This is a genomic window from Serinibacter arcticus (assembly GCF_003121705.1).
In the GTDB taxonomy this organism is placed as follows: Bacteria; Actinomycetota; Actinomycetes; order Actinomycetales; family Beutenbergiaceae; genus Litorihabitans.
Genome location: NZ_PYHR01000002.1, coordinates 3,103,419 through 3,127,446, shown reverse-complemented (window position 1 = coordinate 3,127,446; position 24,028 = coordinate 3,103,419). Strand labels below are relative to the sequence as shown.

The 24,028-nt window shown below is 73.5% G+C and carries 22 protein-coding genes and 1 pseudogene; 12 read left to right on the top strand and 11 right to left on the bottom strand.

What is annotated here, in order from left to right:
- Nucleotides 1-3 precede the first annotated feature (3 nt).
- Nucleotides 4-966 (top strand): alpha/beta hydrolase, encoded by a 963-nt coding sequence (locus C8046_RS14000; RefSeq protein ID WP_109229965.1) that lies wholly within the window; start codon nucleotides 4-6, stop codon nucleotides 964-966.
- Complete coding sequence (locus C8046_RS13995) at nucleotides 963-2,582, top strand: hypothetical protein (protein WP_109229964.1); 1,620 nt, start codon at nucleotides 963-965, stop codon at nucleotides 2,580-2,582. Before C8046_RS14000 ends, C8046_RS13995 begins: the two co-directional genes overlap by 4 nt.
- On the opposite strand, the gene C8046_RS13990 is transcribed toward C8046_RS13995, so the two are convergent.
- Genes C8046_RS13990 through C8046_RS13980 form a run of 3 tightly spaced genes read right to left on the bottom strand, consistent with a single transcriptional unit; the run spans nucleotide 2,561 to nucleotide 4,304 of the window.
- Nucleotides 2,561-3,070 carry a hypothetical protein gene (locus C8046_RS13990; protein WP_109229963.1) on the bottom strand — a complete coding sequence of 170 codons (510 nt, stop codon included), beginning with the start codon at nucleotides 3,068-3,070 and terminating at the stop codon, nucleotides 2,561-2,563. The two genes, C8046_RS13995 and C8046_RS13990, sit on opposite strands and share 22 nt — an antisense overlap.
- Entirely contained in the window at nucleotides 3,067-3,657 is a 591-nt protein-coding gene (locus tag C8046_RS13985) for a hypothetical protein (protein WP_109229962.1), read from the bottom strand. The genes C8046_RS13990 and C8046_RS13985 overlap by 4 nt, the downstream gene beginning before the upstream one ends.
- Nucleotides 3,654-4,304 carry a hypothetical protein gene (locus tag C8046_RS13980; protein WP_109229961.1) on the bottom strand — a complete coding sequence of 217 codons (651 nt, stop codon included), beginning with the start codon at nucleotides 4,302-4,304 and terminating at the stop codon, nucleotides 3,654-3,656. The genes C8046_RS13985 and C8046_RS13980 overlap by 4 nt, the downstream gene beginning before the upstream one ends.
- 214 nt (nucleotides 4,305-4,518) lie before the next feature.
- Here C8046_RS13980 and C8046_RS13975 point away from each other — a divergent pair, with 214 nt between their 5' ends.
- The 6 genes from C8046_RS13975 (at nucleotide 4,519) to poxB (ending at nucleotide 9,619) form a co-directional block, all read left to right on the top strand.
- Nucleotides 4,519-5,478 carry an SGNH/GDSL hydrolase family protein gene (locus tag C8046_RS13975; protein WP_109229960.1) on the top strand — a complete coding sequence of 320 codons (960 nt, stop codon included), beginning with the start codon at nucleotides 4,519-4,521 and terminating at the stop codon, nucleotides 5,476-5,478.
- A 5-nt stretch (nucleotides 5,479-5,483) separates the two neighbouring features.
- Complete coding sequence (locus tag C8046_RS13970) at nucleotides 5,484-5,903, top strand: hypothetical protein (RefSeq protein ID WP_109229959.1); 420 nt, start codon at nucleotides 5,484-5,486, stop codon at nucleotides 5,901-5,903.
- A gap of 104 nt (nucleotides 5,904-6,007) precedes the next feature.
- Nucleotides 6,008-6,217 (top strand): CsbD family protein, encoded by a 210-nt coding sequence (locus C8046_RS13965; protein ID WP_109229958.1) that lies wholly within the window; start codon nucleotides 6,008-6,010, stop codon nucleotides 6,215-6,217.
- Between the two features lie 215 nt (nucleotides 6,218-6,432).
- A complete protein-coding gene (locus tag C8046_RS13960; protein ID WP_235866472.1) occupies nucleotides 6,433-7,230 on the top strand; it encodes an SDR family oxidoreductase in 798 nt (265 codons plus the stop codon).
- A 78-nt stretch (nucleotides 7,231-7,308) separates the two neighbouring features.
- Complete coding sequence (locus C8046_RS13955) at nucleotides 7,309-7,860, top strand: type 1 glutamine amidotransferase domain-containing protein (protein ID WP_109229956.1); 552 nt, start codon at nucleotides 7,309-7,311, stop codon at nucleotides 7,858-7,860.
- Nucleotides 7,861-7,867: 7 nt separating this feature from the next.
- Nucleotides 7,868-9,619 (top strand): ubiquinone-dependent pyruvate dehydrogenase, encoded by a 1,752-nt coding sequence (gene poxB, locus C8046_RS13950; protein WP_109229955.1) that lies wholly within the window; start codon nucleotides 7,868-7,870, stop codon nucleotides 9,617-9,619.
- 72 nt (nucleotides 9,620-9,691) lie between these two features.
- On the opposite strand, the gene C8046_RS13945 is transcribed toward poxB, so the two are convergent.
- The 3 genes from C8046_RS13945 to C8046_RS13935 form a co-directional block, all read right to left on the bottom strand.
- On the bottom strand, nucleotides 9,692-11,020 hold the full coding sequence (locus tag C8046_RS13945) for an ABC transporter substrate-binding protein (protein ID WP_109229954.1): 1,329 nt from the start codon (nucleotides 11,018-11,020) through the stop codon (nucleotides 9,692-9,694).
- 99 nt (nucleotides 11,021-11,119) lie between these two features.
- A complete protein-coding gene (locus tag C8046_RS13940; RefSeq protein ID WP_109229953.1) occupies nucleotides 11,120-12,049 on the bottom strand; it encodes a carbohydrate ABC transporter permease in 930 nt (309 codons plus the stop codon).
- A complete protein-coding gene (locus C8046_RS13935) occupies nucleotides 12,046-13,035 on the bottom strand; it encodes a carbohydrate ABC transporter permease (protein WP_109229952.1) in 990 nt (329 codons plus the stop codon). The genes C8046_RS13940 and C8046_RS13935 overlap by 4 nt, the downstream gene beginning before the upstream one ends.
- A 224-nt stretch (nucleotides 13,036-13,259) precedes the next feature.
- Between C8046_RS13935 and C8046_RS13930 the strand changes: the two genes are divergently transcribed.
- Together C8046_RS13930 and C8046_RS13925 are read left to right on the top strand one after the other, a co-directional pair.
- Nucleotides 13,260-14,540 carry an MFS transporter gene (locus C8046_RS13930; protein WP_109229951.1) on the top strand — a complete coding sequence of 427 codons (1,281 nt, stop codon included), beginning with the start codon at nucleotides 13,260-13,262 and terminating at the stop codon, nucleotides 14,538-14,540.
- 9 nt (nucleotides 14,541-14,549) lie between these two features.
- On the top strand, nucleotides 14,550-14,813 hold the full coding sequence (locus C8046_RS13925) for a hypothetical protein (protein ID WP_109229950.1): 264 nt from the start codon (nucleotides 14,550-14,552) through the stop codon (nucleotides 14,811-14,813).
- A gap of 69 nt (nucleotides 14,814-14,882) precedes the next feature.
- On the opposite strand, the gene C8046_RS20250 is transcribed toward C8046_RS13925, so the two are convergent.
- From C8046_RS20250 to C8046_RS13910, 4 genes and pseudogenes are all read right to left on the bottom strand, one after another.
- Complete coding sequence (locus tag C8046_RS20250; protein ID WP_419183579.1) at nucleotides 14,883-15,272, bottom strand: pentapeptide repeat-containing protein; 390 nt, start codon at nucleotides 15,270-15,272, stop codon at nucleotides 14,883-14,885.
- Between the two features lie 1,574 nt (nucleotides 15,273-16,846).
- A pseudogene (locus C8046_RS20245) lies at nucleotides 16,847-18,073 on the bottom strand (Ig-like domain repeat protein); the annotation flags it as partial.
- Between the two features lie 870 nt (nucleotides 18,074-18,943).
- Nucleotides 18,944-20,251, bottom strand: a complete 1,308-nt coding sequence (locus C8046_RS19810; RefSeq protein ID WP_109229948.1) for a methyltransferase — start codon at nucleotides 20,249-20,251, stop codon at nucleotides 18,944-18,946.
- A 2-nt stretch (nucleotides 20,252-20,253) separates the two neighbouring features.
- On the bottom strand, nucleotides 20,254-21,378 hold the full coding sequence (locus tag C8046_RS13910) for a hypothetical protein (protein ID WP_199224485.1): 1,125 nt from the start codon (nucleotides 21,376-21,378) through the stop codon (nucleotides 20,254-20,256).
- Nucleotides 21,379-21,590: 212 nt separating this feature from the next.
- Here C8046_RS13910 and C8046_RS13905 point away from each other — a divergent pair, with 212 nt between their 5' ends.
- Nucleotides 21,591-22,244: a TetR/AcrR family transcriptional regulator gene (locus C8046_RS13905; RefSeq protein WP_109230949.1), complete on the top strand. Its 654-nt coding sequence runs from the start codon at nucleotides 21,591-21,593 to the stop codon at nucleotides 22,242-22,244.
- On the opposite strand, the gene C8046_RS13900 is transcribed toward C8046_RS13905, so the two are convergent.
- Entirely contained in the window at nucleotides 22,241-23,026 is a 786-nt protein-coding gene (locus C8046_RS13900) for a GAF and ANTAR domain-containing protein (RefSeq protein WP_109229947.1), read from the bottom strand. The two genes, C8046_RS13905 and C8046_RS13900, sit on opposite strands and share 4 nt — an antisense overlap.
- A gap of 300 nt (nucleotides 23,027-23,326) precedes the next feature.
- On the opposite strand from C8046_RS13900, the gene C8046_RS13895 reads away from it, so the two are divergent.
- On the top strand, nucleotides 23,327-24,028 hold the full coding sequence (locus tag C8046_RS13895) for a GAF and ANTAR domain-containing protein (protein WP_109229946.1): 702 nt from the start codon (nucleotides 23,327-23,329) through the stop codon (nucleotides 24,026-24,028).

Here is a 24,028-nt window from a genome sequence, read left to right as displayed (position 1 = left end):
CGCATGGACCCCGTCACGACGACGTACGACGCCGACGTCCTGGGCGGCGAGTTCGTCTCCCGCACCATCCCGCTCGCGGACGACGGCGACGGTCCCGACGGCACGACCGCCACCCTCGTGCGGTGCGGCACCCCGACCCGCGAGCGCGCGGTGCTGTTCGTGCACGGGTTCTCGGACTACTTCTTCCAGGCGCAGCACGCGCGCAACGTGGTCGCTGGCGGGCTCGACTTCTACGCGCTCGACCTGCGCCGCTACGGCCGCTCGCTGCGCCCCGGGCAGGTCCCGGCGCTGGTCCGCGACGTCGCGGAGTACGACGAGGAGATCCTCGCCGCGCTGGCGATCATCCGGTCGGAGGGGCACCGCCAGGTCGTGCTGGTCGGGCACTCCACCGGGGGCCTGGTCGTGACGCTGTTCGCCCACCACCACCCGCGCTCGATCCACGCCGTCGTGCTCAACAGTCCCTGGTACGACATCAACGACACCCCGCTCAGGCGCAGCCTCAGCGGACCGCTCGCGGCGGTCGCCTCCTGGCGCGACCCCGACGCCGTCATCTCGCGCCTGTCCCGCACCTACACCGCCTCGATCCACGCCAGCACGGGCGGCGAGTGGGACTTCGACCTGGCCTGGAAGCCGCTCGAGGGCTTCCCCGTGCGCGCGTCCTGGCTGAGCGCGATCCGCCGCGCCCAGCGCCGCGTCGCCGAGGGGCTCGACCTGCGCGTGCCGGTGCTGATGGCGACGTCGACGCGCTCGGGCGGCGCCGGCGGGACCGCGATCACCCCGGCCCAGGTGCGCACCACGGACACGGTCCTCGACGTGCGGCACATGTGGGCCGTCGCCGGGAAGCTCGGCAGCGACGTCACCCTGCGCACCGTGCCGAACGGCATGCACGACCTCGCCCTCTCGCCGTCGCCCGCCCGCGAGGACTACGAGCACGCGCTCCTCGACTGGATCGACCGGCGGCTGTGAGCGGGCACCACCCGTTCGGCCCGCTCCAGCCGATCCAGCCGCAGCCCGGCCAGCCGTCGCCCGGCCGGCAGTCGCAACCCGGCCAGCCCGGCCGGCACCCGCACGACTCGCGCCCCACGACTCCGCTGCCGACCCCGCACCCGCACGACTCGCGGCCGACGACGCCCGTCGGCCCGGTACGCCCCGCCGCCGCGGGCGGCGACGACCCCCCGCCCCGGATCACGGCGGGCCTCGCGTGGCGCGCCCTCGGGGAGGAGGCGCGCGACCTCGTCGTCCTCACCGGACGACTGCTGGCCCGCTACTGGCTCGTGCTCGCGGGGGTCTCGGCCCTCGGCGCCCTCGCCGCGTACTGGACGATGCGTCTCGCGGTCATCGTCTCTCGCACGGGCGCGACGCCGGGCACCCTCGTGTTCGCGCTCGTGCCCGGCATCACCTTCGTGGCGGCGGTCGCGATGCTCACCGTGATGGGACGGCTGAGCGACACCGGTCGGCGCAGCGCGACGGCGGCGCTGGCGACCTTCGGCAGCGCGCTGCTGCTCTACCTCGTGCTCTACGAGCAGAACGGGCAGCTGACCCAGGACCGCAAGGACTACCTCTACGAGGCCACGATGGAGGTCATCGTGGGCAACATGGGCACCGACGCGGCCGTCGACGTCGGCACGCGCATCCCGCAGCCGATCTCCTTCTCGGTCATCTCCGCGATCGCGGTCGCCCTGCTCGTGCGGAGCGTCGGCGCCCGCGTCCTGGAGCGGCGGGAGCAGCGGCTCGAGGCCGGGACGATCACCCCCGGCCGCGGGGGCGACGCCGGCACGGCGGTCCTGCGGGTGCTCGTCACCTACTCCGAGCTCGTCTGGATGGTGCTGTCGGTGCTCGTCGCCGTCGCGATCGGCAACATCCTCGGCGAGTGGTGGAGCAGCCGGTTCGCGGTGCACGCCGTGAGCCAGGCGTGGGCCTCGCTGGAGTGGCCCTCGATCGCCCCCTCGATCGGCGCGATCAGCCGGATCGTCGGCACCGTCGTGGGGATCGCCGTCGCCGGCATCCTCATCCCGACGGCGTGGCTCGCCCTCGGGGCGATCCTGTTCGGGACGCGGCGCGGGGCTCCGGCGGTCCTCGCGCAGCGCGCCGCCGAGGTGACCGCGACGATCACCGGACGCGTGCGCGCGCCGCTCGAGACCACGGAGGGTCGGCGCGGACGGCTCGGCGGCCGCGTCTCGGACCTGACGTCGCGGTACGGGGACACGTTCACCGACACCGCCCGGCTCGAGCGGTCGTGGACGTCGCTGGTGCGGCCCACCAGCCGCTGGGGCCCGATGGGCGGTGCGCTCGGCCTGGTGCTCGCCCGCGGCTGGACGCCGGTGCTGGTGTTCTGCGTGATCTTCACGGTCGTGGCCCAGGCCGACTACGCCGTCTGGTGGCTGGCCGACCTCCTGCTGCCCACCGTCGCCGCCACGGACTGGCGCGCCCTCTACCCGCTGGTCGCCGCCGTCGGGCAGATCGTCGTGCAGGTGCTGACGCTTGCGCTCGTGGCGGCCGGGACCGAGCTCACCCTGCGGCGCCTCGGCCTGCCGGGCGTGCTGCGGCTCCCGGCGCGGGGTCAGACGTCGAAGGACCAGTAGTTCCGGGCGACGTCGGTCGGCACGAGCTCGAGCCGCACCGGCTCGACGTCCTCGGGCAGCAGGAAGGCGTCGGTCCACGTCCCGTTCTCGATGAGGAACTCGGCGAACCAGCCCTCCTCGGGGGCGTGGTCGAACGTGATCCGGTCCGACCGGGTGTACCTCGTGCCGTCCGAGGCGACGACGACGGCCTCCACGCTGAACCCGGTCCCCGTCACGCCGGAGACCTCGAGCCCGGCGACCCAGAGCGTCCAGCCCTCCGGCGGCACCAGCGCGTCCCCGAACCGCCCCGTGAGGCGGTCGACCTGGTCGAGCCCGTCGAACCGGATGGTCACGCCGCGCTGGGTCGCGGACCCGTCGGGCGCCACCTCGGCGGCGTCCACGGGATTGTTCCGCGTCCAGCTCGAGCCCTCCCGCCACCCGACGCTGACGAGCAGCCCCGCGATCGCGACCAGGGACGCCGCCCCCGCCGCCACCGCCCGCAGCCTCACGGCGCCTCCCCCACCGTCGCGTCGACGGCGTCGATGACGTCCACGACCTCGACGTCGTCCACGCGGATCGCGCCGACCTCCATGGGCAGCGCCCAGTTCTGGCCCTCGGGGAGCAGCAGCAGGGTGCCGCTCTCGAGCGCGGCCGGCGGGACCTCGAAGACGACGTCCTCGTGCCACCACTCGTCCGGCTGCGCGAAGGGGTAGCCGTAGTCGAACCACTGGCTCGTCTGGTACTCCACGCCCTCCGTGTCCCGCCAGACGTAGCGACGAACGGCCGAGGGCTCGCGCTCACCGGCGAACCGGACCCGCAGCACCAGCCACTCACCGGTCGTGGTCGGCTCGGTGACCTCGTCGGAGAAGGTTCCCTCGACCCGGACGACCGGGGCGGTGCTCGCCCCGAGGACCTCGACCCTGGTCCCTCCGACGGCGAGCTCCTGCCCGACCGTGCCGTGGATCGTCGTCGCGACGGTCGGCACGACCTTGCGGTTGGCCTCGTGCACGCCCAGCCCCATCGCGAGGGCCAGCAGCACCACCCCGGGGACGACCGCGCCGGGCGTGAGGCGGCGTCGGGCGTCCGCGCCGCTCACGCCGCGTCCTCCGCCAGCTCGGCCAGCTCGGCCACGGAGTCGTCCCGGGGGACCTGGACGCTCGCGCGCGGGGTGGTGCGGAACCAGCCCATCTCGTCGGTGAGCGAGTGCGCCACCCAGACGCGCGAGCCCAGCACCACGGGGAGCACGGAGAGGTCGTCGATCGTGGCGGCGTCGGACGAACCGAGGGGGATGAGCACGAGGGCCGGGGTCGTGACGCCCGGGTGGAGGTAGGTCAGGTAGGTCCCGTCGGTGGGGTGGACCGTCTTGGCGAAGCCGACCGGCTCGAGCGCGCTGACCGTCATCATGTCCTCGTAGAACACGGTCGACCGGGGCGGGTTCGCACGGAAGTCGGCCGCGATGACCAACCAGGCGGCGGCGTCGGCGTACTCGAGGTCGCTCGTGAGGATGGAGCTCGACACCGTCCAGCCCTCGATCGCGACGTCGAACGGCCCGAGCGAGACGAGGGCGTCGGCAGGGATCACGGGCAGCCCGTCCTCCGGCACCTCCCGGAACCCGCCACCCGCCCAGGTGCCGAGCGCCAGGGCGATCGTGCCAGCGACGATCCCCCACACCCACACCGAGCGGCTCGCCACCCGCACGAGCGCGGGGCGCCGTCGCGTCGGTGGCTGCACCCCGGTGGTCATGCCCCGATGCTAACGACCCGGGGCCGGGCAGCCGGTGACTGGCCGACGACGCGACACCGACGCGCCGCCGACGCGATCTCGACGCGACACTCTCGGCGCGATCCATGTACAGTTTTTCCCAGCTGGCCCGTCGACCGCCCCCTGCCGACGGGCCAGCACCTCTTTGCCCGGAACCGGACCGGCGCGACCTCGTCGCGCGGGCTACCGTGGAGACGTGATCACGCGCCCGGGCCCCCGCGCCGCCACCCTCGGGCTGACCGCCGTCGTCCTCGCGACGGCGATGCTCACCTCCTGCTCCCCGGCCGACGGCGGGGGCGAGCCGACGGCGACGGGTGAGGCCCCGCCGTCGTCCACCACCGCCCCCTCCTCCCCCACTCCGACCGCCGCGCCGGAGCCCGCGCCCGCGGCCGGTCAGCCCCTCGTGCTCCTGGCGGTCGGCGACTCGCTGACGACCGGTTTCGCCTCGTGCGACACCGTCATCGGCTGCACGGCCGCGTCGTGGGCGCTCGGGACCGACCCGGCCGTGGACTCGATCGCCACGCGCCTGGGCGCCGCCGGATACGCCGTCACCTCGGTCGACGCGGCGCTCGAGGGCGCGCAGATGCACGACGGCGTGGCGCTCGTCGACGAGGCGCTCGCGCAGCCGGGCGCCCCGGCCGGCACCGACGTCGGGCTCGTCACCGTGATGTTCGGCGCCAACGACGTGTGCGCCCCCGACGCCGCGTCGATGACGGCGCGCGGCGACTTCGCCGACGCGCTCGACGGTCTGCTCACCCACCTCGAGACGGTGACGCCCGGGGCCGACGTGGTCGTCACGAGCGTGCCCGCCGTCATCGACGTCTGGGACGCGGCCGAGGACGACCCGGCGGCACGTCAGGTCTGGTCGTACGGACTGTGCGAGACGGTGCTCGGCGGCGACGACGCCGTGCGCGCGCAGGCCGCCGAGCGGCTCGCGGAGCTGCAGGCCGCCATCGCGCCCGCGTGCGAGCGGCACGCCGCGTGCCGGTTCGACGACGGTGCCGTCGCGGCCGCGCCCGTCACTGCCGAGTGGCTCTCGCCCGTCGACCACTTCCACCCCTCGGCCACCGGCCAGGCCGTGCTCGCCGCTGCCGCCTGGCCCACGGTCGCCGACGTGCTCGGGCTGGACGCGACCACCGACACCGCGACGGAGTGACGCGCATGGGACTGTTCCGACGTGCCACCGTGACCGCCGACGTGGGTGCGGGGTTCCTCGCGCTCGAGACCGCGGCGCACCAGGCCGCGCTGGAGGCGAGTGCCGGCACCGGGCGGCAGGTCAGCCGGGTCGCCGCGGAGCTCACGGTGCACGCGGAGCCGAGCGGCGTCGTCGTGCTCTCCTGGAACAACCGCAACGTCGGTCTCGCGCCGGAGGAGCAGCGGCTCCCGCTCGCCGCCCAGGCGGCCGCGGCCGGCCGCGGCCGGCTCGTGACCGACGCCGAGGTGTTCCGCGACGCCGGCGTGTGGCGCGTCTGGGTCGGCCCGCTCCCCCGGCCGACCGACGCGGTCCAGCCCGAGGACACGGTCGCGCCCAAGCCGCCGAGCATCGCGGGGATCCCGCTGCAGCGCCCCGACCCCGCCTGAGTCACCCCTCCGGGCGGAGACCCGTCATCTCGCCGACACATGATCCTGGCCATTCGCCCCGGTGCGTGCCTACCGTGGTGGTACCCGATCAGAAGGAGCACACCATGGGACTCGACGACAAGCTCGACGCGAAGACCGACACCGCGGGCGGCAAGCTCAAGGAGACGGCCGGCAAGGTCACCGACAACGAGCGCCTCGAGGCCGAGGGTCGCGGCGACCAGGCGCAGGGTGGCCTGAAGGACGCCGCCGAGGACGCCAAGGACGCCGCTCGCAAGGTGGGCGACAGCATCAAGGACGCCTTCAAGAAGGACTGACCTTCCGCTGCACAACCTGCACCACCAGCACGACGACAGAGCCGCGGGGCGCGAGCCCCGCGGCTCTGCCACTTCCCGGACGCGGAGGCATGGGCCGACCGCGCCGACACCCAGGAGGATCCGTGTCCGACTCCACCTCGTCCACCCCCACCGTCCCCGACCGTCCCGAGCACGTGCCCGGGCAGACCCAGGACTGGCCCGGCTCCGTCGCCGCCATGGATCCCGCGCCCGACCACGGTGAGACGTCCTGGACCGGCCGCGGACGCCTGACCGGCAGACGCGCCCTCATCACCGGCGGCGACTCCGGGATCGGCCGGGCCGTCGCGCTCACCTACGCCCACGAGGGTGCCGACGTCGCCATCGCCTACCTGCCGCAGGAGAGCGGGGGCGCCGAGGCGACCCGCGACGCCGTCGAGGCCCTCGGGCGCACATGCCTCCTGCTGCCCACCGACCAGCGCACCGAGCAGGCGAACATCGACCTGGTCGCCGCGACGGTCGAGGGGCTGGGCGGGATCGACGTCGTCGTCTCGAACGCCGCGTTCCAGATGGGCGTCAAGGGCGGGATCGAGAACTTCACCGACTCCCAGCTGCGCCAGGTCTACGAGACGAACGTGTTCGCCACGTTCTGGCTGGTCAAGGCCGCGTCGCCGCACCTGGCGCCGGGCTCGAACGTGATCGTGACGACGTCGATCCAGGCCTACCAGCCCTCGGGCCCGCTGCTGGACTACGCCTCGACCAAGGCCGCGCTGAACAACCTCGTGGTCAATCTCGCCGCCGAGCTCGGCCCGCGGGGCGTCCGCGTCAACGCCGTCGCCCCCGGCCCGATCTGGACGCCGCTCATCCCGTCGACGTTCGACGAGGAGAAGGTCGACGGCTTCGGGTCCGACACGCCGCTCGGCCGCCCCGGCCAGCCCGTCGAGGTCGCCGCCGCGTTCGTGTTCCTCGCGAGCGACGAGGCGTCGTACGTGAGCGGCACCGTCCTGGGCGTCACCGGCGGGCGCGCCGTCTTCTAGACGCCGGCCCGCCGCACCCCGACGTCAGGTCGCCCCGACGTCATCCCGCACCACCCCCCACGACCGAAGGAGAGCACCATGTCCACCACCCTGACCGGCACCCGTGTCGCGTTCGTCTCCACCGACGGCTTCGAGGACTCCGAGCTCCTCGAGCCCTGGAAGGCCGTCACCGCGGCCGGCGCCACCGCCGTCCTCATCGCTCCCGAGGCCGGCACCATCACCGGCAAGAACGGTCACGAGGCGACCGTCGACCTCACGACGGCCGACGCCGTCGCGAGCGAGTACGACGCCCTGGTGCTCCCGGGCGGCGTCGTGAACGCCGACCACCTGCGGCTCGACGCCGCCGCCGTCGCGCTCGTGCGCGACATCGTCACGGACGCGAAGCCCGTCGGCGTGATCTGCCACGGTGCGTGGATCCTCGCCGACGCCGACGTCCTCACGGGCCGCACGATCACCAGCTACCCGAGCCTGCGCACCGACCTCACCAACGCCGGGGCGACCTGGGTGGACGAGGAGGTCGTCTGCGACCTCGGCCTCGTCAGCAGCCGGACGCCGGAGGACCTCCCCGCCTTCTGCGACAAGCTGATCGAGGAGATCGCCGAGGGCCCCCACCCGCAGCGCGAGGCCTGATCCCCCCGTGACCACCAACGCCGACCACCTCGTCCAGGCCCTCGTCGCCTCCGGCGTCGAGCGCATCCACGGCCTGGCCGGGGACTCGCTCAACGGCCTGACCGACGCGATCCGCCGAGCGGACACCCTCATGTGGGCGCAGGTGCGTCACGAGGAGACCGCGGCGTTCGCCGCCGGCGCCGAGGCCGCCCTCACGGGTGGTCTCGGCGTCTGCGCGGGCAGCTGCGGCCCCGGCAACCTCCACCTGATCAACGGACTCTTCGACGCGCAGCGCAGCCGGGTCCCGGTGCTCGCGATCGCGGCCCAGATCCCGCACGCCGAGATCGGGTCGGGCTACTTCCAGGAGACCCATCCCGAGCGCCTGTTCACCGAGTGCAGCGTCTACTGCGAACTCGTCAGCGAGCCGTCGGAGCTGCCCCGGATCCTGCGGACCGCGATGCGCGCCGCCCTCGAGCAGCGGGGGGTCGCCGTCGTCGTCGTTCCCGGGGAGATCTTCCTGGCCGAGACCGAGGCTCCCGACGCGCGCCCGGTCGTCGCCTCCCGACCGCACGTCGTCCCCCACGCGGACGAGCTCGCGGCCGCCGCCGCCGTCCTCAACGCGGGCGAGAGGATCACGATCCTCGCCGGCGCCGGGTGCGCCGGCGCGCACGCCGAGCTGCTCGCCGTCGCCGAGCGCCTGCGGGCCCCGGTCGTGCACGCCCTGCGCGGCATGGAGCACGTCGCGTACGACAACCCCTACGACGTCGGGCAGACCGGCCTGCTCGGAACGACCTCCGGCGCGAAGGCCGTCAAGGAGGCCGACACGCTCCTCATGCTCGGCACCGATCTGCCCTACCGGGAGTTCTACCCCGACGACGCGCGGGTGGTGCAGGTCGACCTCCGCGGGAGCGTCATCGGGCGCCGCACCGACGTCGAGGTGGGGCTCGTGGGGACGGTGCTCGACACCGTGCCCGCGCTGCTGCCGCTGCTCGACGGCGATCGCGACGCGGGCTTCCTCACCGCGATGCAGGCCGAGCACCGCGACTCGCGCGCCACCCTGGACGCGCTGGCCGACGACGACGCCTCCCCCGTTCGCCCGGAGCGCACCACCGTGGCGCTGGACCGCGTCGCGGCCGACGACGCGGTGTTCACCACCGACGTCGGCTCCCCGGTGGTGTGGGCGGCGCGGTACCTGACGATGAATGGGCGACGGCGCCTGCTCGGGTCGTTCGTGCACGGCTCGATGGCCGGCGCGGTGCCGCAGGCGATCGGCGCGGCGCGGGCGTTCCCCGGCCGCCAGGTCGTCGCGCTGGCCGGCGACGGCGGGCTGACGATGATGATGGGCGAGCTGCTCACGCTCGTGCAGGACGACCTCGACGTGACCGTCCTCGTCTACAACAACGCCGCGTACAGCTTCGTCGAACTGGAGATGAAGGCCGCCGGCGTCGTGACCTTCGGGACCGAGCTGGACAACCCCGACCTCGCGGCCATCGCGACGGCGGCGGGGCTGTTCGCGCGCCGCGTCGAGGACCCGGCCGACCTCGAGGAGGCGCTCGGGGCGGCACTCGCCCACCGCGGGCCGGCCCTCGTCGACGTCTCGACGGCGCGCCACGTGCTCGCGCTGCCGCCGTCCGTCACGGCCGAGCAGGTCAAGGGGTTCGCGCTCTACGGGATCCGCACCGTGCTCGCGGGCGGCGCCGGCGAGCTCCTCGACGTCGCCCGGACGAACGTCGTGCGCCAGGTCCTCAGCCACCTGCCGGGGCGGTCCGCGTCGGACTGACCGGCACCACGACGACCGACGGCGACGCCCCCGCCCCGCAGCAGCGGGACGGGGGCGTCGTGCTGCCCGGGATCACTCGGACTCGAGCTCGTCCTTCAGGTCGCGGTCGTAATTCGTCTGGAGGCTGGTCTCGAGGCCGGTGAGGGTCTCGGTGACGTCGGCGCCCCGCGTGAGGATCGCCTGCAGGCCCTGCGCCAGCTCGAGGTCGCCGCCCGGCAGGAACACCCGGGCGAAGTCCTGGCTGCGGGTGCGCTCCAGCTGCTCGACGGCCACCTCGAACTGCGGCGCCTCGGCGTAGACGGCCGACATGTCGGCGTCCTTCTGGACGGGCAGGTAGCCGGTGCCGGCCGAGAAGAACGCCGTGCTCTCGGCGTTGGTCAGGTACGCGGCGAACATCGCCGCCGCGAGCTGGCGCTCCGGGTCGGAGGCCGAGGCGATCGCGACGCCGGCGCCGCCGGTCGGGACGACGCCCTCGGAGGTCTCCGGGCCGCCCGGCAGGAAGCCGGTGCCGACCTCGAACGTCGCGGCCTCGAGGATGCCCGAGAGCGAGCCGGTCGAGGCGATGACCTGGGAGACGGCGCCCGAGGAGAAGGCGGTGGCCGGGTCGCCCGAGGCGACGGCGGCCCAGCCGTCGTCGACCGACGTCTGGGCGAACTCGAGCGCGGCGACCGTGTTCTCGTCGGCGACCTTCGAGAGGTCCCACTCGTCGCTCCAGCCACCGCCGAAGCCCCACACCAGGTTGGACATCGTCCACGCGGGGTACTGGTCCTCGGCCGGGTAGCCGAACGGCGTGGCGGCGGGGACGGCCGTGGCGATCGCCTCGGAGAACTCCTTGGCCTCGTCCCACGTCTCCGGCGCGCGGTCCTCGAGGCCGGCGGCCGTGTAGTGGTCCTTGTTGTAGTAGAACAGCGGCGTCGAGCGCGCGTACGGCACGGCGTAGTGGTCGCCCTCGTAGAGGTAGTCGCCGAACAGGGTGTCCTGGTACGTGGAGGTGTCGACGTCGGCCGCCTCGAAGACGTCGTCCAGCGGCAGGATCGAGCCGTTGAGGTAGGCCGGGAACCAGGTGGCGTCCGAGAGCACGACGAGGTCGCCGACGTCACCCGAGGTCTGCGCGGTCTGGAACTTCTGCGAGACCTCCTCGTAGTTGGCGCCCGCGGTGACGAGCTCGACCGAGATGCCGGTCTCCTCCTCGAAGCCCGCGATGAGCTCCTTCTCCAGGTCGATCGAGCCGCCCGGGTGGTTGGACCAGAACGTGATCTCGGTAGCCGGCTCGACGCCGGAGAAGTCGATCGCCTCGGCGGCGTCGTCGGTGGAACCGGTGGCCGGGCCGCACGCGGCGAGGACCGCCACGGTGGCCGCCGCGAGCACGGAGGTGAGGATCGGACGGGAGTGACGGGACACGTCGGGACCTTTCGTCGGGGTGACCGGTCAGGCGACCGCTCGGGTTTCTGGCACGCGCGCGCGATCCGTGGTGCGGGGCGCTCGCGGGTTCGGGGAGGGCTACTTGACGGCGCCCTGGGTGAGGCCGGCGACGATGTTGCGCTGCAGGAGCGCGAACACCACCAGCACCGGCACGATGACGAGGACGGCGCCGGCCATGAGCACGCCGTACGCGCCGGTCTGGCTCTCGATCGACTGCAGCAGGTTCAGCCCGACCGGGAGGGTCATGTTCCGCGGGCTGTCGATGATGACGAGCGGCCAGAGGAAGTTGTTCCACTCGTTGACGACCGTCACGAGCGCCACGGTGACGATCGCCGGGAGGCTGACCGGGGCGACGATCGCCCACAGCCGCCGCCAGTGGCCCGCGCCGTCGAGCTCGGCCGCCTCGACCAGCTCGAGCGGGAGCGCCTTGAACTGCTGGCGCAGGAGGAAGGTGCCGAACGCCGTCCCGAGGCCGGGGAGGATGATCCCCCAGAGGGTGTCGCGTCCGCCCATCGCCGAGATCGTCAGGTAGTTCGGGAGCATCGCGGCCTCGGGCGGGACCATGAGGGCCACGAGGATGCCGAGGAAGATCGCGTTGCGACCCGGGATGCGCACGAAGACGAGCGCGTACGCCGTCGTGATCGCGAGCAGCACCTTGATGCCGGCACCCACCGCCGTGACGACCACGCTGTTGGCGAAGACGCGGGCCAGCGGCACCCGGTCGGCCACGAGCGCGTAGTTCGCGGTCGTGGGGTCCTGCGGCCAGAGCGTCGGGTCGAGCGTGACGATCTCCGACGCCGGCTTGAAGGAGGCGATGAGCATCCAGACGAGCGGCGCCGCGATGATGGCGACGGCGAGGATCAGCGGCAGGTAGCCACCGACCAGGGTGCCGAGGACGTTCTCGCGACGGAAGGCGCGGCGCCACTCCTTCTCCACGGGGGCGGGAGCGGCCGGGGTGGCCGGGGCGGCCGCCGTGGGGTCGGTGGGCGTGGTGGTGGGGGCGGTCATCGGTAGTGCACCTTCCGCTCGACGTAGCGGAGCTGGATCGCCGTGATCGCGAACAGCACGAGGAAGAGGACGACGGCGATCGCGGCCGAGTAGCCGGCGCGCTGGTAGGCGCCGAAGGACTGCAGGAAGATCTCGAAGATGATCGTGTTCGTCCCGTTGCCGGTCGGCGTCATGATCCGCAGGATGTCGAAGGCCTGCATCGAGGAGAGGATGCACGTCACCGACAGGAAGAACACGGTCGGCCCGAGCAGCGGCAGCTTGATCGAGAACAGCTGCCGCACGGGTCCGGCGCCGTCGAGCGAAGCGGCCTCGGTGAGGTCCTTCGGGATCGCCTGCAGGCCCGCGAGGAAGACGACGGCGCAGTAGCCGAGATTCTTCCAGACGTAGACGACGATCACCATCAGCAGAGCGAGCTGGGGGTCGATGAACCACTCGGGCGAGGTCCGGCCGAACGCCCGCAGCCCGTGGCCGAGGATGCCGATCCGCGGGTCGAAGATGAACATCCAGATGAGGCCGACGCCGACGCCGGAGAGCACGTACGGCGCGAAGACGGCGGTCCGCGCGACCGCCTTGCCCGGGAGGTTGCGGTCCAGCACCAGTGCCACCAGCAGGCCCAGCACCATCGATCCGATCACGGTCGCACCCGTGAAGATCAGCGTGACGCGCCAGACGTCGAAGCCGCGCGAGGACGTGAACAGCTCCACGTAGTTCGCCAGGCCGACGGGGTCGGCCGTCCGGGCGCCGAGGCGCCAGTCGAGCGTGGAGTAGTAGAGGTTCGAGATCAGCGGGAAGTAGATGAACGCGAGGATCAGCGCGACGTTCGGGCCCGCGAGCAGGACGAAGGTGAGGTAGCGGCGGGAGGTGGCCCGTCGCCGTCGTCGTCGGCGGTCCGCCTCGTCCGGGCCGGACGGCGGGGTCGGGGCGGGGACCGGGGTGCGCCGGGTCGCGGCGACCTCGTCGATCCCTGCCGCTGAGGTGACTGCCATGGACGCGTGCTCCGAACCGAGGGGCTGTCGGCCTCGGCTGAGGACGACCACGGCGACGGTAGGGAGTCCGGGTGAACGGTGCGCGACGCGCGGTTGGCGCGCGCGCGAATGCCTGGCGGGTGGTCGGGATCCGGGAGGTTGCGCGGGGGTGTCGGGGCGCGGGGACGGCGCGAGGGCCGATGATGTGTACGGACGTACACTGGCGCGCGGTAGGGTGACGCCTCGTGTACTCGACTCTCCTGGCGGTCATCTACGTCGCCTTCGTCAGCCTCGGCCTCCCTGACGCGCTCGTGGGCGCCGGCTGGCCGGTCATGCATGCCGACCTCGGCGTCCCCATCGCCTTCGCCGGCATCATCACGATGGTCATCGCCGGCGGGACCATCGTCGCCAGCCTCGCCTCCGAGCGCCTCACGCGCCGGTTCGGGGCCGGGACCGTCACCGCCGTCAGCGTCGGACTGACCGCGTGCGCACTCGTCGGGTTCTCGCTGTCGGGCTCGTTCTGGCTGCTGGTCCTGTGGGCGATCCCGTACGGGCTCGGCGCCGGCGCGGTGGACGCCGCCCTCAACAACTACGTCGCCCTGCACTACGCCGCGCGGCACATGAACTGGCTGCACAGCTTCTGGGGCGTGGGCGCCGCGATCAGCCCGTTCATCATGAGCTACGCGCTCACCTCCGGGATGGGTTGGGACGGCGCCTACCGCACCGTCGGCATCATCCAGGCGGTCATCACGGTCGGGCTGATCGTCAGCCTGCCGCTGTGGCGCAAGGTGCACGCGGTCGCCCCCGTCCACACCGACGACGAGCACGACGGCGGCGCGACCGGCGACGCCACGACAGGCGACGGCGCGGACCGGCCCGCCCCGAGCACCGGCCACGTCCCGCTCGCGACGGCGCTGCGCATCCCCGGCGTCGCGCTGATCCTCGTGGCCTTCTTCGCCTACTGCGGGCTCGAGGGCACGGCGATCCTGTGGGCCTCGACGTTCCTGGTCGCCGATCGCGGCGTCGAGGTCGCCACCGCGGCGGCGTTCGCGTCCCTCTTCCTCCTGGGCATCACCGGCGGACGTTTCCTGGCCGGTTTCTTCGCGGACCGCATCGGTGACGTGCAGCTGATCCGGGGCGGCTTCGCGGCGCTCGGCCTCGGCGTCGCGCTCATCGCCCTGCCCCTGGAGACGGACGTGCTCGCCCTGGCCGGACTGGTGATCGCGGGTCTCGGCTGCGCGCCGATCTACCCCGCGATCATCCACTCCACGCCGGTGAACTTCGGGCGCCGCAACTCCCAGGCGATCATCGGCATCCAGATGGCGGCGGCCTACACCGGCTCGACGCTGGCCCCACCCCTGTTCGGCGTCATCTCCGCCTGCGCCGGTGCCTGGACCTTCCCGTACTTCCTCGCGGTGCTCGTGGTGCTCGGGCTCGTCATGTCCGAGCGCCTCAACAGGCTGGTCGCCCGGCGCGGTCGGGGTGGGGAGCTCTCCCCATCGACGTCGGGGGCCACCCGCTCCTAGCGTCGTGCCATGACCACGACATCGCGCCCCCGATTCCTGACCGTCGCCGCCGCCGCCTTCGCCCTGGCGGCGGGAGCCGTGCTCGCCTCGCCCGTGTCGGCCGAGGCGAACCCCAACCAGGGCACCGTCCGCTACAGCACCCTGTCCGCCTGCAACCGCCAGGTCGCCCACGTCCGCAGCAGCAACTACTACACGGCCACGAACTGCTACCGCGTCAAGGGCGACACCACCGGCTGGTACTACACCTGGTACGCCCCCAAGACCTCGCGGTGATCCACGGCACGAGCCGTTGACGCGAGAAGGCCCTCCCGGCGAACCGGGAGGGCCTTCTCGCTGCCGTCGTCAGGCGATCAGACCGTGCGGCGACGGACCACCAGCACCGTTCCACCGACGACGAGCAGCGCCAGCGCCGCACCGGCGGCACCGAGCAGCCCGGCCCCGGTCACCGGCAGCGGGGACTGCGCCGGCGGGGTGGCGGACGCCGTCGGCGCCGGCGAAGTCGGCGCCGGCGAGGTCGGCGCCGGCGAGGTGGGCGCGGGCGAGGTCGGCGCCGGGGTCTCCGACGGCTCCTCGACCGGAGGCACCGGCGCGGGCGCCAGGACGAGCGTCGTGGACGCCTGGGCGCCGTCGTGCGCGACGTCGCCCAGGTAGGTCACGAGGAGGTCGTACTCGCCGGCGACGAGGTCGAGCGGCAGCGTGCAGGCGCTCGCCTCGCTGACGTCGTACGAGCACAGCACCTCGCCCTCGGCGGGGACCAGCGCGAGCAGGGTGACCGCACCGTCCTCGACCGCACCGTCCTCGTCCTGCTCGTCCTCGACCGGAGGCAGGGCGCCGTTGCGCACCTGCACGACGCCGGTCGCGGTCTCCGGCAGACCGGAGACCTCGACGACGACCGGCTCGCCCTCGACGCCCGTGAGCACCTCCGGGACGGAGATCGACGTGACGATCGGCACCACCCACAGCTCCACCGTGGTGGCGGAGGCCTCGTGGTTGACATCGCCCGGGTAGGCCACGTCCAGCAGGAAGGAACCGACCGAGGCCATCGCACCCGTCTCGCAGGTGAGCGCCTCGCCCAGGTCGATCGAGCAGAGCTCCCCCAGCTCGGGCGAGGACACCGTGACGACTCCGTTGGCGGTCTCCGGCAGACCGGCGATCGTGACGACCGCGGTGTCACCGACCGTCACCGGCTCGACCTGCGCCGTGAGGGCGGTGGTCAGCGGCGCCACGACCAGCTCGGCGGTGGCCGAGGACGGGAGGTAGGTCGTGTCGCCCGAGTAGTCCAGCGCCAGGGCGACGGTGCCGGCGGTGGCCAGCACCGCGCTCTCGCACGAGTCGGCGTCGAGCGCGATCGTGCAGATCGTGCCGAGGCCGTCCGCCGTCACGACGACGGTGCCGGTCGCGTCCGCCGGCAGGCCGGCGACGGTGATGACGGTCGTGCCGTAGACGTCGGTCCCGGTCGCCTGCGCCGTGAACGACGTCGCGTTCCGCTCGACGACGAGGCTCGCCGTCGCGGTGGAGGGCTCGTGGTTCGCGTCCCCCGCGTAGTCGAGGGTCAGCGCCCACGTGCCGGCCGCCGTCGTCCCGTCCGTGACGCACGACGCCGTCTCGGCGACGTCGATCGTGCACAGGGTGCCGAGGTCGGGGTTGCTCACCGTGACGAGGCCGGTCGCGGCGTCGGGCAGCCCGGACACCGTGACCGTGGCGGGCGTGCCCACCGTGGTGGCCGTGACCTCGCCGACGAGGTCGGTGCCGGCGCGGGCGATGACGACCGTGACGACGCCGGTGGTCGGCTCGTGGTTGGCGTCGCCGGCGTAGGACGCGAGCACCTCGTGGGTGCCGGCCGCGAGATCGGCGGGCAGGACGCAGGGCGACCCGGGAGCGGCCGAGCACAGCTCGGCCTCCCCGAGCGAGAGCGTCACGTCACCGGTCGCGGTCGACGGCGCGAGGCCGACCGTCACCGGGGTGGCGACGCCGAAGACACCCGCGACGTCGTCCGGCAGCTCGAGCGTGCTCGCCGCGCGGGCGATCTCGACCGAGCCCTCGACGGTGGCGCCCTCGTGGTTGGCGTCGCCCGAGTAGGCCAGCGTCAGCTCGTGGCTGCCCGCGGACGTGTCCGCCGGAACCACGCAGCCGGGACCGGTGCCGCCGTCGACGGCGTAGGTGCACAGGACCTCGCCGTCGAGCTGCACGACGACGTCTCCCGTGGCACCGGCGGGCAGGTCGGGCAGCGTGACGGTGACCGGCGTGCCGTAGACCCCCGTGAGCTCGACCGGGCCGGGCTCGGCCACGACGCGCTGGACCGTGAGCGTGCCGGCCTGGGCGGCACCCGGGGCGAAGCGGCCGTCGCCCGCGTAGGTCGCGGCGAGCGTGTACGCCCCCGCGGCCAGCACCGGCGTCGTGCACGACGTCGCCGTCGGGAGGGTGATCGTGCACAGGGTGCGGTCGCCGGACGTGATCCGGACCTCGCCGGTCGCGCCAGGCGCGGCCGAGACGACGACCGACGCCGTCTCGCCGTAGGTGATCGTCGACGCGCTCAGCGCGGCCGTCAGGGCCGCCTCGGCGCGCGTCACCACGAGGACGGGACCCGTGAAGGTCGCCGGGGCCCAGACGGCGTCGCCGCTGTAGGAGCCGACGGCGGCGTGGGTCCCGGGCTCGAGCGCCGCGGAGGTGGTGCACGACGTGGCCGGGAGGGTCACCGTGCACAGCTCGGCACCGTCGAGGCTGATCGCGACCGTGCCGGTCGCCCCGGCCGGGACGCCCTGGACGGCGACGGTGGAGGCCTGGCCGTAGCTCACGACGGTGGGGTCGAACGCGAGCACCAGCGGCGCCGTCCGTGCGGTGACGACGCCGGCGTAGGCGCGGACGTCGGTGCCGCCCACGTTCGTGGCCGTCAGCTGCACGGACCACGGGCCGCTCGCCGTCGGGGTGCCGGTGATCGCACCGCTGACGGCGTCGAGACGCAGCCCCTCCGGCAGCGCGCCACCGGTGACGGCCCACTCGGGGGCCGGGGCGCCGTCGGCCGCGACGGTGGCGGAGTAGGCCACGCCCGCGGTCATCGTCGGCAGCTGCTCCGTCGTGATGGCCGGCGCGAGCGGGACGAAGAACGAGGTCGTCCCGACGGTGTTGGTCGCACCCGTGACCGCGGTGACGCTGGCGGCCGTGAGCGTGTAGGTGCCGACGGCGTCGGCCGTGACGGGCACCTGGAGCAGGCAGGTCGACGTGGCGGCCACGGAGCCGCCGCTCGTGGTGATGGTCGATCCGCCGATCGTGGCGGAGACCGTCCCGGCGCAGGCGGGGGCCCTGGTCGGCGCCCCGGCGACGCGGACGCCCGCCGGCAGGGCGACGGTGTAGCCGATGCCGGCGCGTCCCTCGAGGAAGCTGTTGTTCACGGCGAGGTCGAGGCTGACGGGCGCTCCCGCGACGGTGAACGTCTGGCCGAAGGTCGCCGTGAGGTTGGCGCCCTGCAGCGTCGCGACCTGGTCCAGCGAGTAGGTCTGCGTGCCCGGCGTGCTGCCGAGGTTCCACTCGACCATCAGGCCGGCGTCGTGGAAGGCGGTGTCCGCACGGAAGCCGATCGGCTGCCCCGTCCGCATGGGCGCGTACGGGATCGAGTAGCCCCCGGAGACCGCGCCGTCGAACGGCTTGGAGTCCGGCCGCTCACGGAGGGCGACCTGCACACCGGACTCCTGGTTGAGCGAGACGACGGTGCGCGAGGGCTGGGTGATCATGAGGCCGTAGCCCACGTCGGTCCCACCGGGGGTGGTGTCACCACCGTGGTAGAAGCGCAGGTTCTTCGTGTTGCCCTCGGGAATGGTGAAGGCGTAGGTCTCCGTGACGAACGTGTTCGGGTAGGTGTAGCTCACCAGCCGCTCCATCACGTAGGACAGGCCGTCGACGACCGCGGTGTAGCGGAGCGTCGCGCTCGCCGACCCCGTGCCTCCGGCCGCCGCGCTTCCCGTGGTCCGCACGACCTCGAGGGAGGTCCAGCTCGGGGAGGGGATGGAGTATCGGCCGAATCCCGCCTGGGAGAACGTCCGGTCGCCGATCGCCAACGACGGGTTGAAGTCGGACGGCCCGTAGTACTGCTGCTGGCCGCGGTAGAGAAGCTCGTCCCCTCCGGAGTTGACGGAGTTCAGGGTGAGGCGGATCCCGTTGTCACCGGACGTGCCGCCGGCCGGGTTGAGGACCACCTGGGGGGCTCCGAGCTGGCCGGGGGCGGCGACCGCCGTGGGGGCGGAGCCGGTGGGGACGAGGACGCCCACCGCCAGGAGGGCGACGGCGGCGAGCCATCGGGTGAATCTGGGCATGGCGACATGAACCGATCGTGAGGTGCTCGTGCGCCGACGCGTCGAGCAGGACGGAACCGCCCCTGCGCGGTGAACCGCGAGAACGCTAACCGAACCTCAACGGTTCCGCGCGTCGAGGACGACAGGCGGACGCTCGACCTCGGCCCGCGGTCCCGCCCCGAACACGTCGGCGCACAGCTGCGCGAAGTGCCGCACCGCCGGGAGGTCGAGCCCCCACCCGATCAGCGCCCAGCCGAGACCGAGGTGCTCGAGCGCCCGCGCGACCGCCCGGACGCCGTCGACGCGCACCCCCGGTGACTCGTACCGGATCCGCCGGAGCGACTCCGGGTGCTCGGCCGCCGCTCGGATCCGGAGCGCCACCGGTGATCGCCTGGCGAACCAGCCGCCCACGCCCGTGCACAGGTCGCAGTCCCCCGCGGCGTACAGCGTGCCGACCGGACGCCCGGGCCAGGGGCGCCACCGCGGCCACCACTCGCGCACCTCCGCGCGGTAGCGGCGCCACGCCGTCGCGAAGTCGGCCTCGAGCTGGCGGTCCTCGAGGCCCTTCGCGAGACCGACGAGAAAGCCCACCGACACCACACCCGCCAGGAGCAGGAGGGGCTCACCGAGCAGGGCGGCCAGCGCGAGCTGGACGAGGACGACCGAGAGCTGCATCGGGTTGCGCACGTAGGCGTAGGGCCCGGAGGTGACCAGGCGCACCGGCGGGTCGAACGGGAGCGGCGTCCCGCGTCCCACGAGCGCGAGCTCGCGCATCGCCGCGAGCGCCGGCAGGCCCAGCAGGACGACGACCTGCAGCCCCGTCCCCAGCCGGCCGGTCCCGGGACCGGCGCCCGGCTCGCGGTCGGCCACGAGCGTGATCGCGGGCAGCGCCACGACGAGCCCCGTGGCCCACACCGCCTGCCCCCACGCGCGGACCGACGCGTGCCGGTGCTGCAGCGTCAGCCCCGCGAGCACGAGGGCGGGCAGCAGCACGACGACCAGCGCGACCGCCTCGCCGACGAGCCAGTGCCGCACCCCCGGCGTCGTCGTCAGGAGCACGAGCGGTTCGAGCTGCGGCATCGCCACCAGGTCGAGCCAGACCACCGCGATCCCGACGACGACGGCGGGCACCTCGCGCAGCGCGAGGGCGGGGAGCGCGCCCCACAGCAGGCTCCAGGCCAGCCACAGGTCGACCGGGATCCCGAACCAGACCGCCGCACCGGCCCCGAACGACCACCAGCCGATCTCGACGGCGAGCACGTTGACGGCGAGGAGGCTCAGCGCGGCCCATGCGCCCGCGGTGACGGCGGCCCCGACCTCGCCCCGTGTGGGGCGACGGCGCAGCACGAGCACCAGCACCCCGACGAGCGGGAGCAGCATCCCCAACCCGCGCACGACGGCGGGGTCCAGCTCCGGGCCCGTCATCGTCAGCCCTGGGCGGCGACCGTGACGGCCGACGCCTCGGCGGGCACGGCGAACGTCTCCAGCAGGTACTCCGCGGCCAGCCCGGTGGCGTAGCGCTGGACCGGGCCGAAGTACCACGAGGGGTCGAACGTGCGGCTGTAGTGCAGCGTCCAGGTGACCTCCGTGCCGCCGTCGACCGCCCGCCAGCTCACCTCGGCCGCGTGCAGGTCGAGCCACCGCGCGAGCGTGGAGTCGTGCGTGACGTCGAACAGGACCCGGCCGCCGTCGTCGCCCACCTCGCTCTCCGCCACCTCGAGGTCCATCGACCGCGCCGTCGGCTCGGCCCCGATCCCGAGGCTGCGCCGCGGGGTGAAGTCGATCTCCCTGACGTCGCCCACCGCGACGCCGGTCCCCGTGGCCCCGAGCGGGACGGGGAACGGGACGGCGCGCAGCAACAGGGCGTCGTAGGGGGCGTAGTCGGGCTCGGCGGCCAGCGCGGCCACGACCTCCGCGGGCGAGGCGTCGACGACGGCGGTCGCCGTGCCCACGTCCTCGCGCGACGCGAAGCTGATCCCGCCGAGGCCCTCGACCATGAGGACGAGCAGGAGCGGCACGGTCGCGAGGGCGCGGTGCGGGTGCTGGTCGCGGTTGCCGAGCCCCCAGGCGAGCAGGGCGGCGACGGCGTAGATGAGCGGCGCCGCCATCACGAGGCAGACGATGCCCTCGGACAGCAGCGGACCGGCGAGCGCGAGGCCGACGGTCGTGGCGGCCATCGTCATCCCGACGGGTCGACGCGGACGCGCGAGCAGCACGACGGAGACGGCCAGCACCGCGGGCACCCCGACGTAGAAGATCGCCGTCCGCTCCGTGCCGAACGCCGTCACGCCGCGGGCCCAGAAGATGGCGGCGAACGCGGCGAGCAGGAGCGCCGTGAGCAGGAGGCGGGCGCCGACGCTTCCGGGTGGCGGGCCCTCGTCCACCGCCGGCCGCGGCTGGACCGGCGGAGCGTCCCAACCGGGGTAGGGCGGGAGCATCGGGGGCGGCGGGACGGGGTCCGACGACGATGACGGCCAGGACGGCGCCGGCGGAAGGTCGCGGGGCGGCGCGGGCGGGTCGGGCGGGTCGGTGGCGTCGGACGGCACGCCCACGCCCACGCCCTCGGTCAGCGGCCAGCGCAGCGCTCGCCCCCAGGGACTGGCGGGGGACGACGTCGGAGCGTCCGCGCCGTCGCCGCCCCCTCGGCTCCCGGCGGGTCGGCCGGGAGGTCGGCCCGGTCACCGTCCGACGGATCGATGCTCATCGCGACTCCCCAATTTGATCACTCGTTTAAGTCGACTGATCAAAGCATATGATCAAGACCATGGCGAGCAGCGGGGGTTCCGGAGGCGGACGGCGCACGGCGGAGGACACGCGGCGTCGCCTGCTCGACGCCGCGGACGTCGTCCTGCGCGAGCACGGCTACGCGGGCACCTCGGCCCGGGTGGTCGCGAGCGCCGCCGAGGTCAACGCGGCGCTGATCTTCTACCACTTCGGCGGGGTCGACGCGCTGCTGCTCGCGGCCCTCGACCGCTCCAGCACGGAGCGCCTGGCGATGCACCGCGAGACCGCCGCCGCGGCGCGGACGGTGGAGGAGCTGGTCGCCGCCGCGATCACGATCTACCGCACCGACGTCGAGCGCGGCTACCTCGCCCAGTTCAGCGAGCTGGTGGCCGCCGCCGTCACCAAGCCGGAGCTGCGCGCCGAGCTCGCGGAGCGCACGCAGGTCTGGGTCACCTTCATCGAGGAGAGCTGGGAGCGCGTGGTCGGCGGTACGCCGCTGGGCGCCATGCTTCCGACGCGCGACGTCGCGAACGCGGCCATCACGTTCTACCTCGGCGTGAACCTGTTCTCGGTCCTCGACCCGGACGGCGCTCGGACCGAGTCCGTGCTGGCGCTCGCCACCAAGCTCGCCCCCCAGACCCGGCTGCTGACGATCCGGGTCCCCGGGCGCCGTCGCGGGGCACGCCCGACCTAACCCGCGGCGAGATCCTTCCCCGGCTCGGCGACGAGGTCGGCGGCAACCCGGGCGACCTTCTGGTTGAGGTTGTTGGACAGGCGCCGCAGCACGGCGAAGGCCGCGTGCTCGTCGATCCCGAACCGGTGCATCAGGATCCCCTGCGCCTGTCCGATGACCAGTCGTCCGGCCAGTCCGTCCCTCAGATCCTGCTCGAGGAGGATGGAGCGGATGGCGACGCCGGCGTGCGCGGCGAGCAGCGCCGCCGCCAGCTGGGACTGCGTGCTGTAGGCGTGCGGCCGGGAGGAGTAGAGGTTGATGCCCCCGTGGTTCCCGCGTGCGCTCACGAGCCGGACGGACAGCACCGAGCCGACCGTGCCGGACACCGCCGAGCTCCACGCGGGCCACCGGGGGTCCGTGGCGACGTCGTGCGCCACGATCATGAACTGACCACGCACGGCGTCCACGCACGGACCCTCCTGGAGGTCGTACTGCAGCGCGTCGGCCGTGAGCACCAGCGGGGAGGTCGGCGCCGCCGTCTCCAGCTCCTTGCCGGGGCCGCGAACCGTGACGCCGGCGAACTCAGCGCCGTCGACCACGGACAGCGCCGTCGACGTCACGAGCTGCAGCGCCGCGGCGACGTCGTCCACCTCGTCCAGCTCCGACACCAGGTGCGCCATCTGCCACGCGACCTCCGACCCCTCCGTCGCGAGCACGCGCTCGACGTCGGCGTCGGCCCACGTCGGGGTGCGGCGGTTCCCGGCGCGATCGCCCCGGGGGCGCTCGACCTCAGGCGAGGACACGTCGAGCCTCGTCCACCGCGAGTGGTCGATCGATGAATGCGAGTACCACAGCCCACCATCCGGAGGTCGAGAAGCTCGCCACCGGGGTCAGGAGTGGAGGAACCCCACCGACGGTCCGGAGTGGGGAAGAAGGTGGAGCAACGGTAACGGATACCGACGGCGGATCACGCGGGACCGCACCTGTTGTCGCCGGTCCGGGCTCGGGCTAGCGTGACATCAGCCCTGGTCCCTGGTCGACGTCACGGACGCACACCGCGGTGAGTCGCTCCCCGGCGATGACGACCGCGAAGGGCGGCCCCGATGCAGACCACCGACCTCTTCGTCCGCACCGTGACGGCGTTCAGCAGGAGGCTGCTGACGGACTACGACGTCAGCGAGGTGCTGGAGGAGCTCGCGGAGCGCGCCACCGAGCTGCTCGACCTCGCCGGCAGCGGCGTCAGCCTCGCACGGGACGGCCGGCTCGAGGCGGTCACCGCCGTGCCGGTCGAGCTCGTGCTGCTCGAGGAGCAGCAGACCACCGATCAGGCCGGACCCTCCATCGCCTCCTACGCCACGGGCGACGTCGTCACGATTCCCGACCTCGAGCAGGAGGAGCGCTGGCCCGGCTACCGGCGGGTGGCCGCGTCCATCGGCATCCGGTCGGTCGCCGCCGTCCCGCTCGTGCTCACCGAGGAGGCGATCGGGTCGTTCACCCTCTACAGCAAGCGCGCCGGGTCGTGGAGCGAGGAGGACCTGACGGCCGTGACGGTGCTCGCCAGCATGGCTACCGCCTTCCTCATCAACGCCTCCGCCCTCGCCAAGCAGGTCCAGCTCGCCGAGCAGCTGCAGCACGCCCTCGACACCCGGGTGCTGATCGAGCAGGCCAAGGGGATCCTGGCGGGGGCGCGGTCCATCAGCGTCGACCAGGCCTACGGGGTCATCCGACGCTACTCGCGCGACCGCAACCTCAAGATCCGCGACGTCGCGCACGCCATCATCCACATGGGGGTCCGACCGACCTGA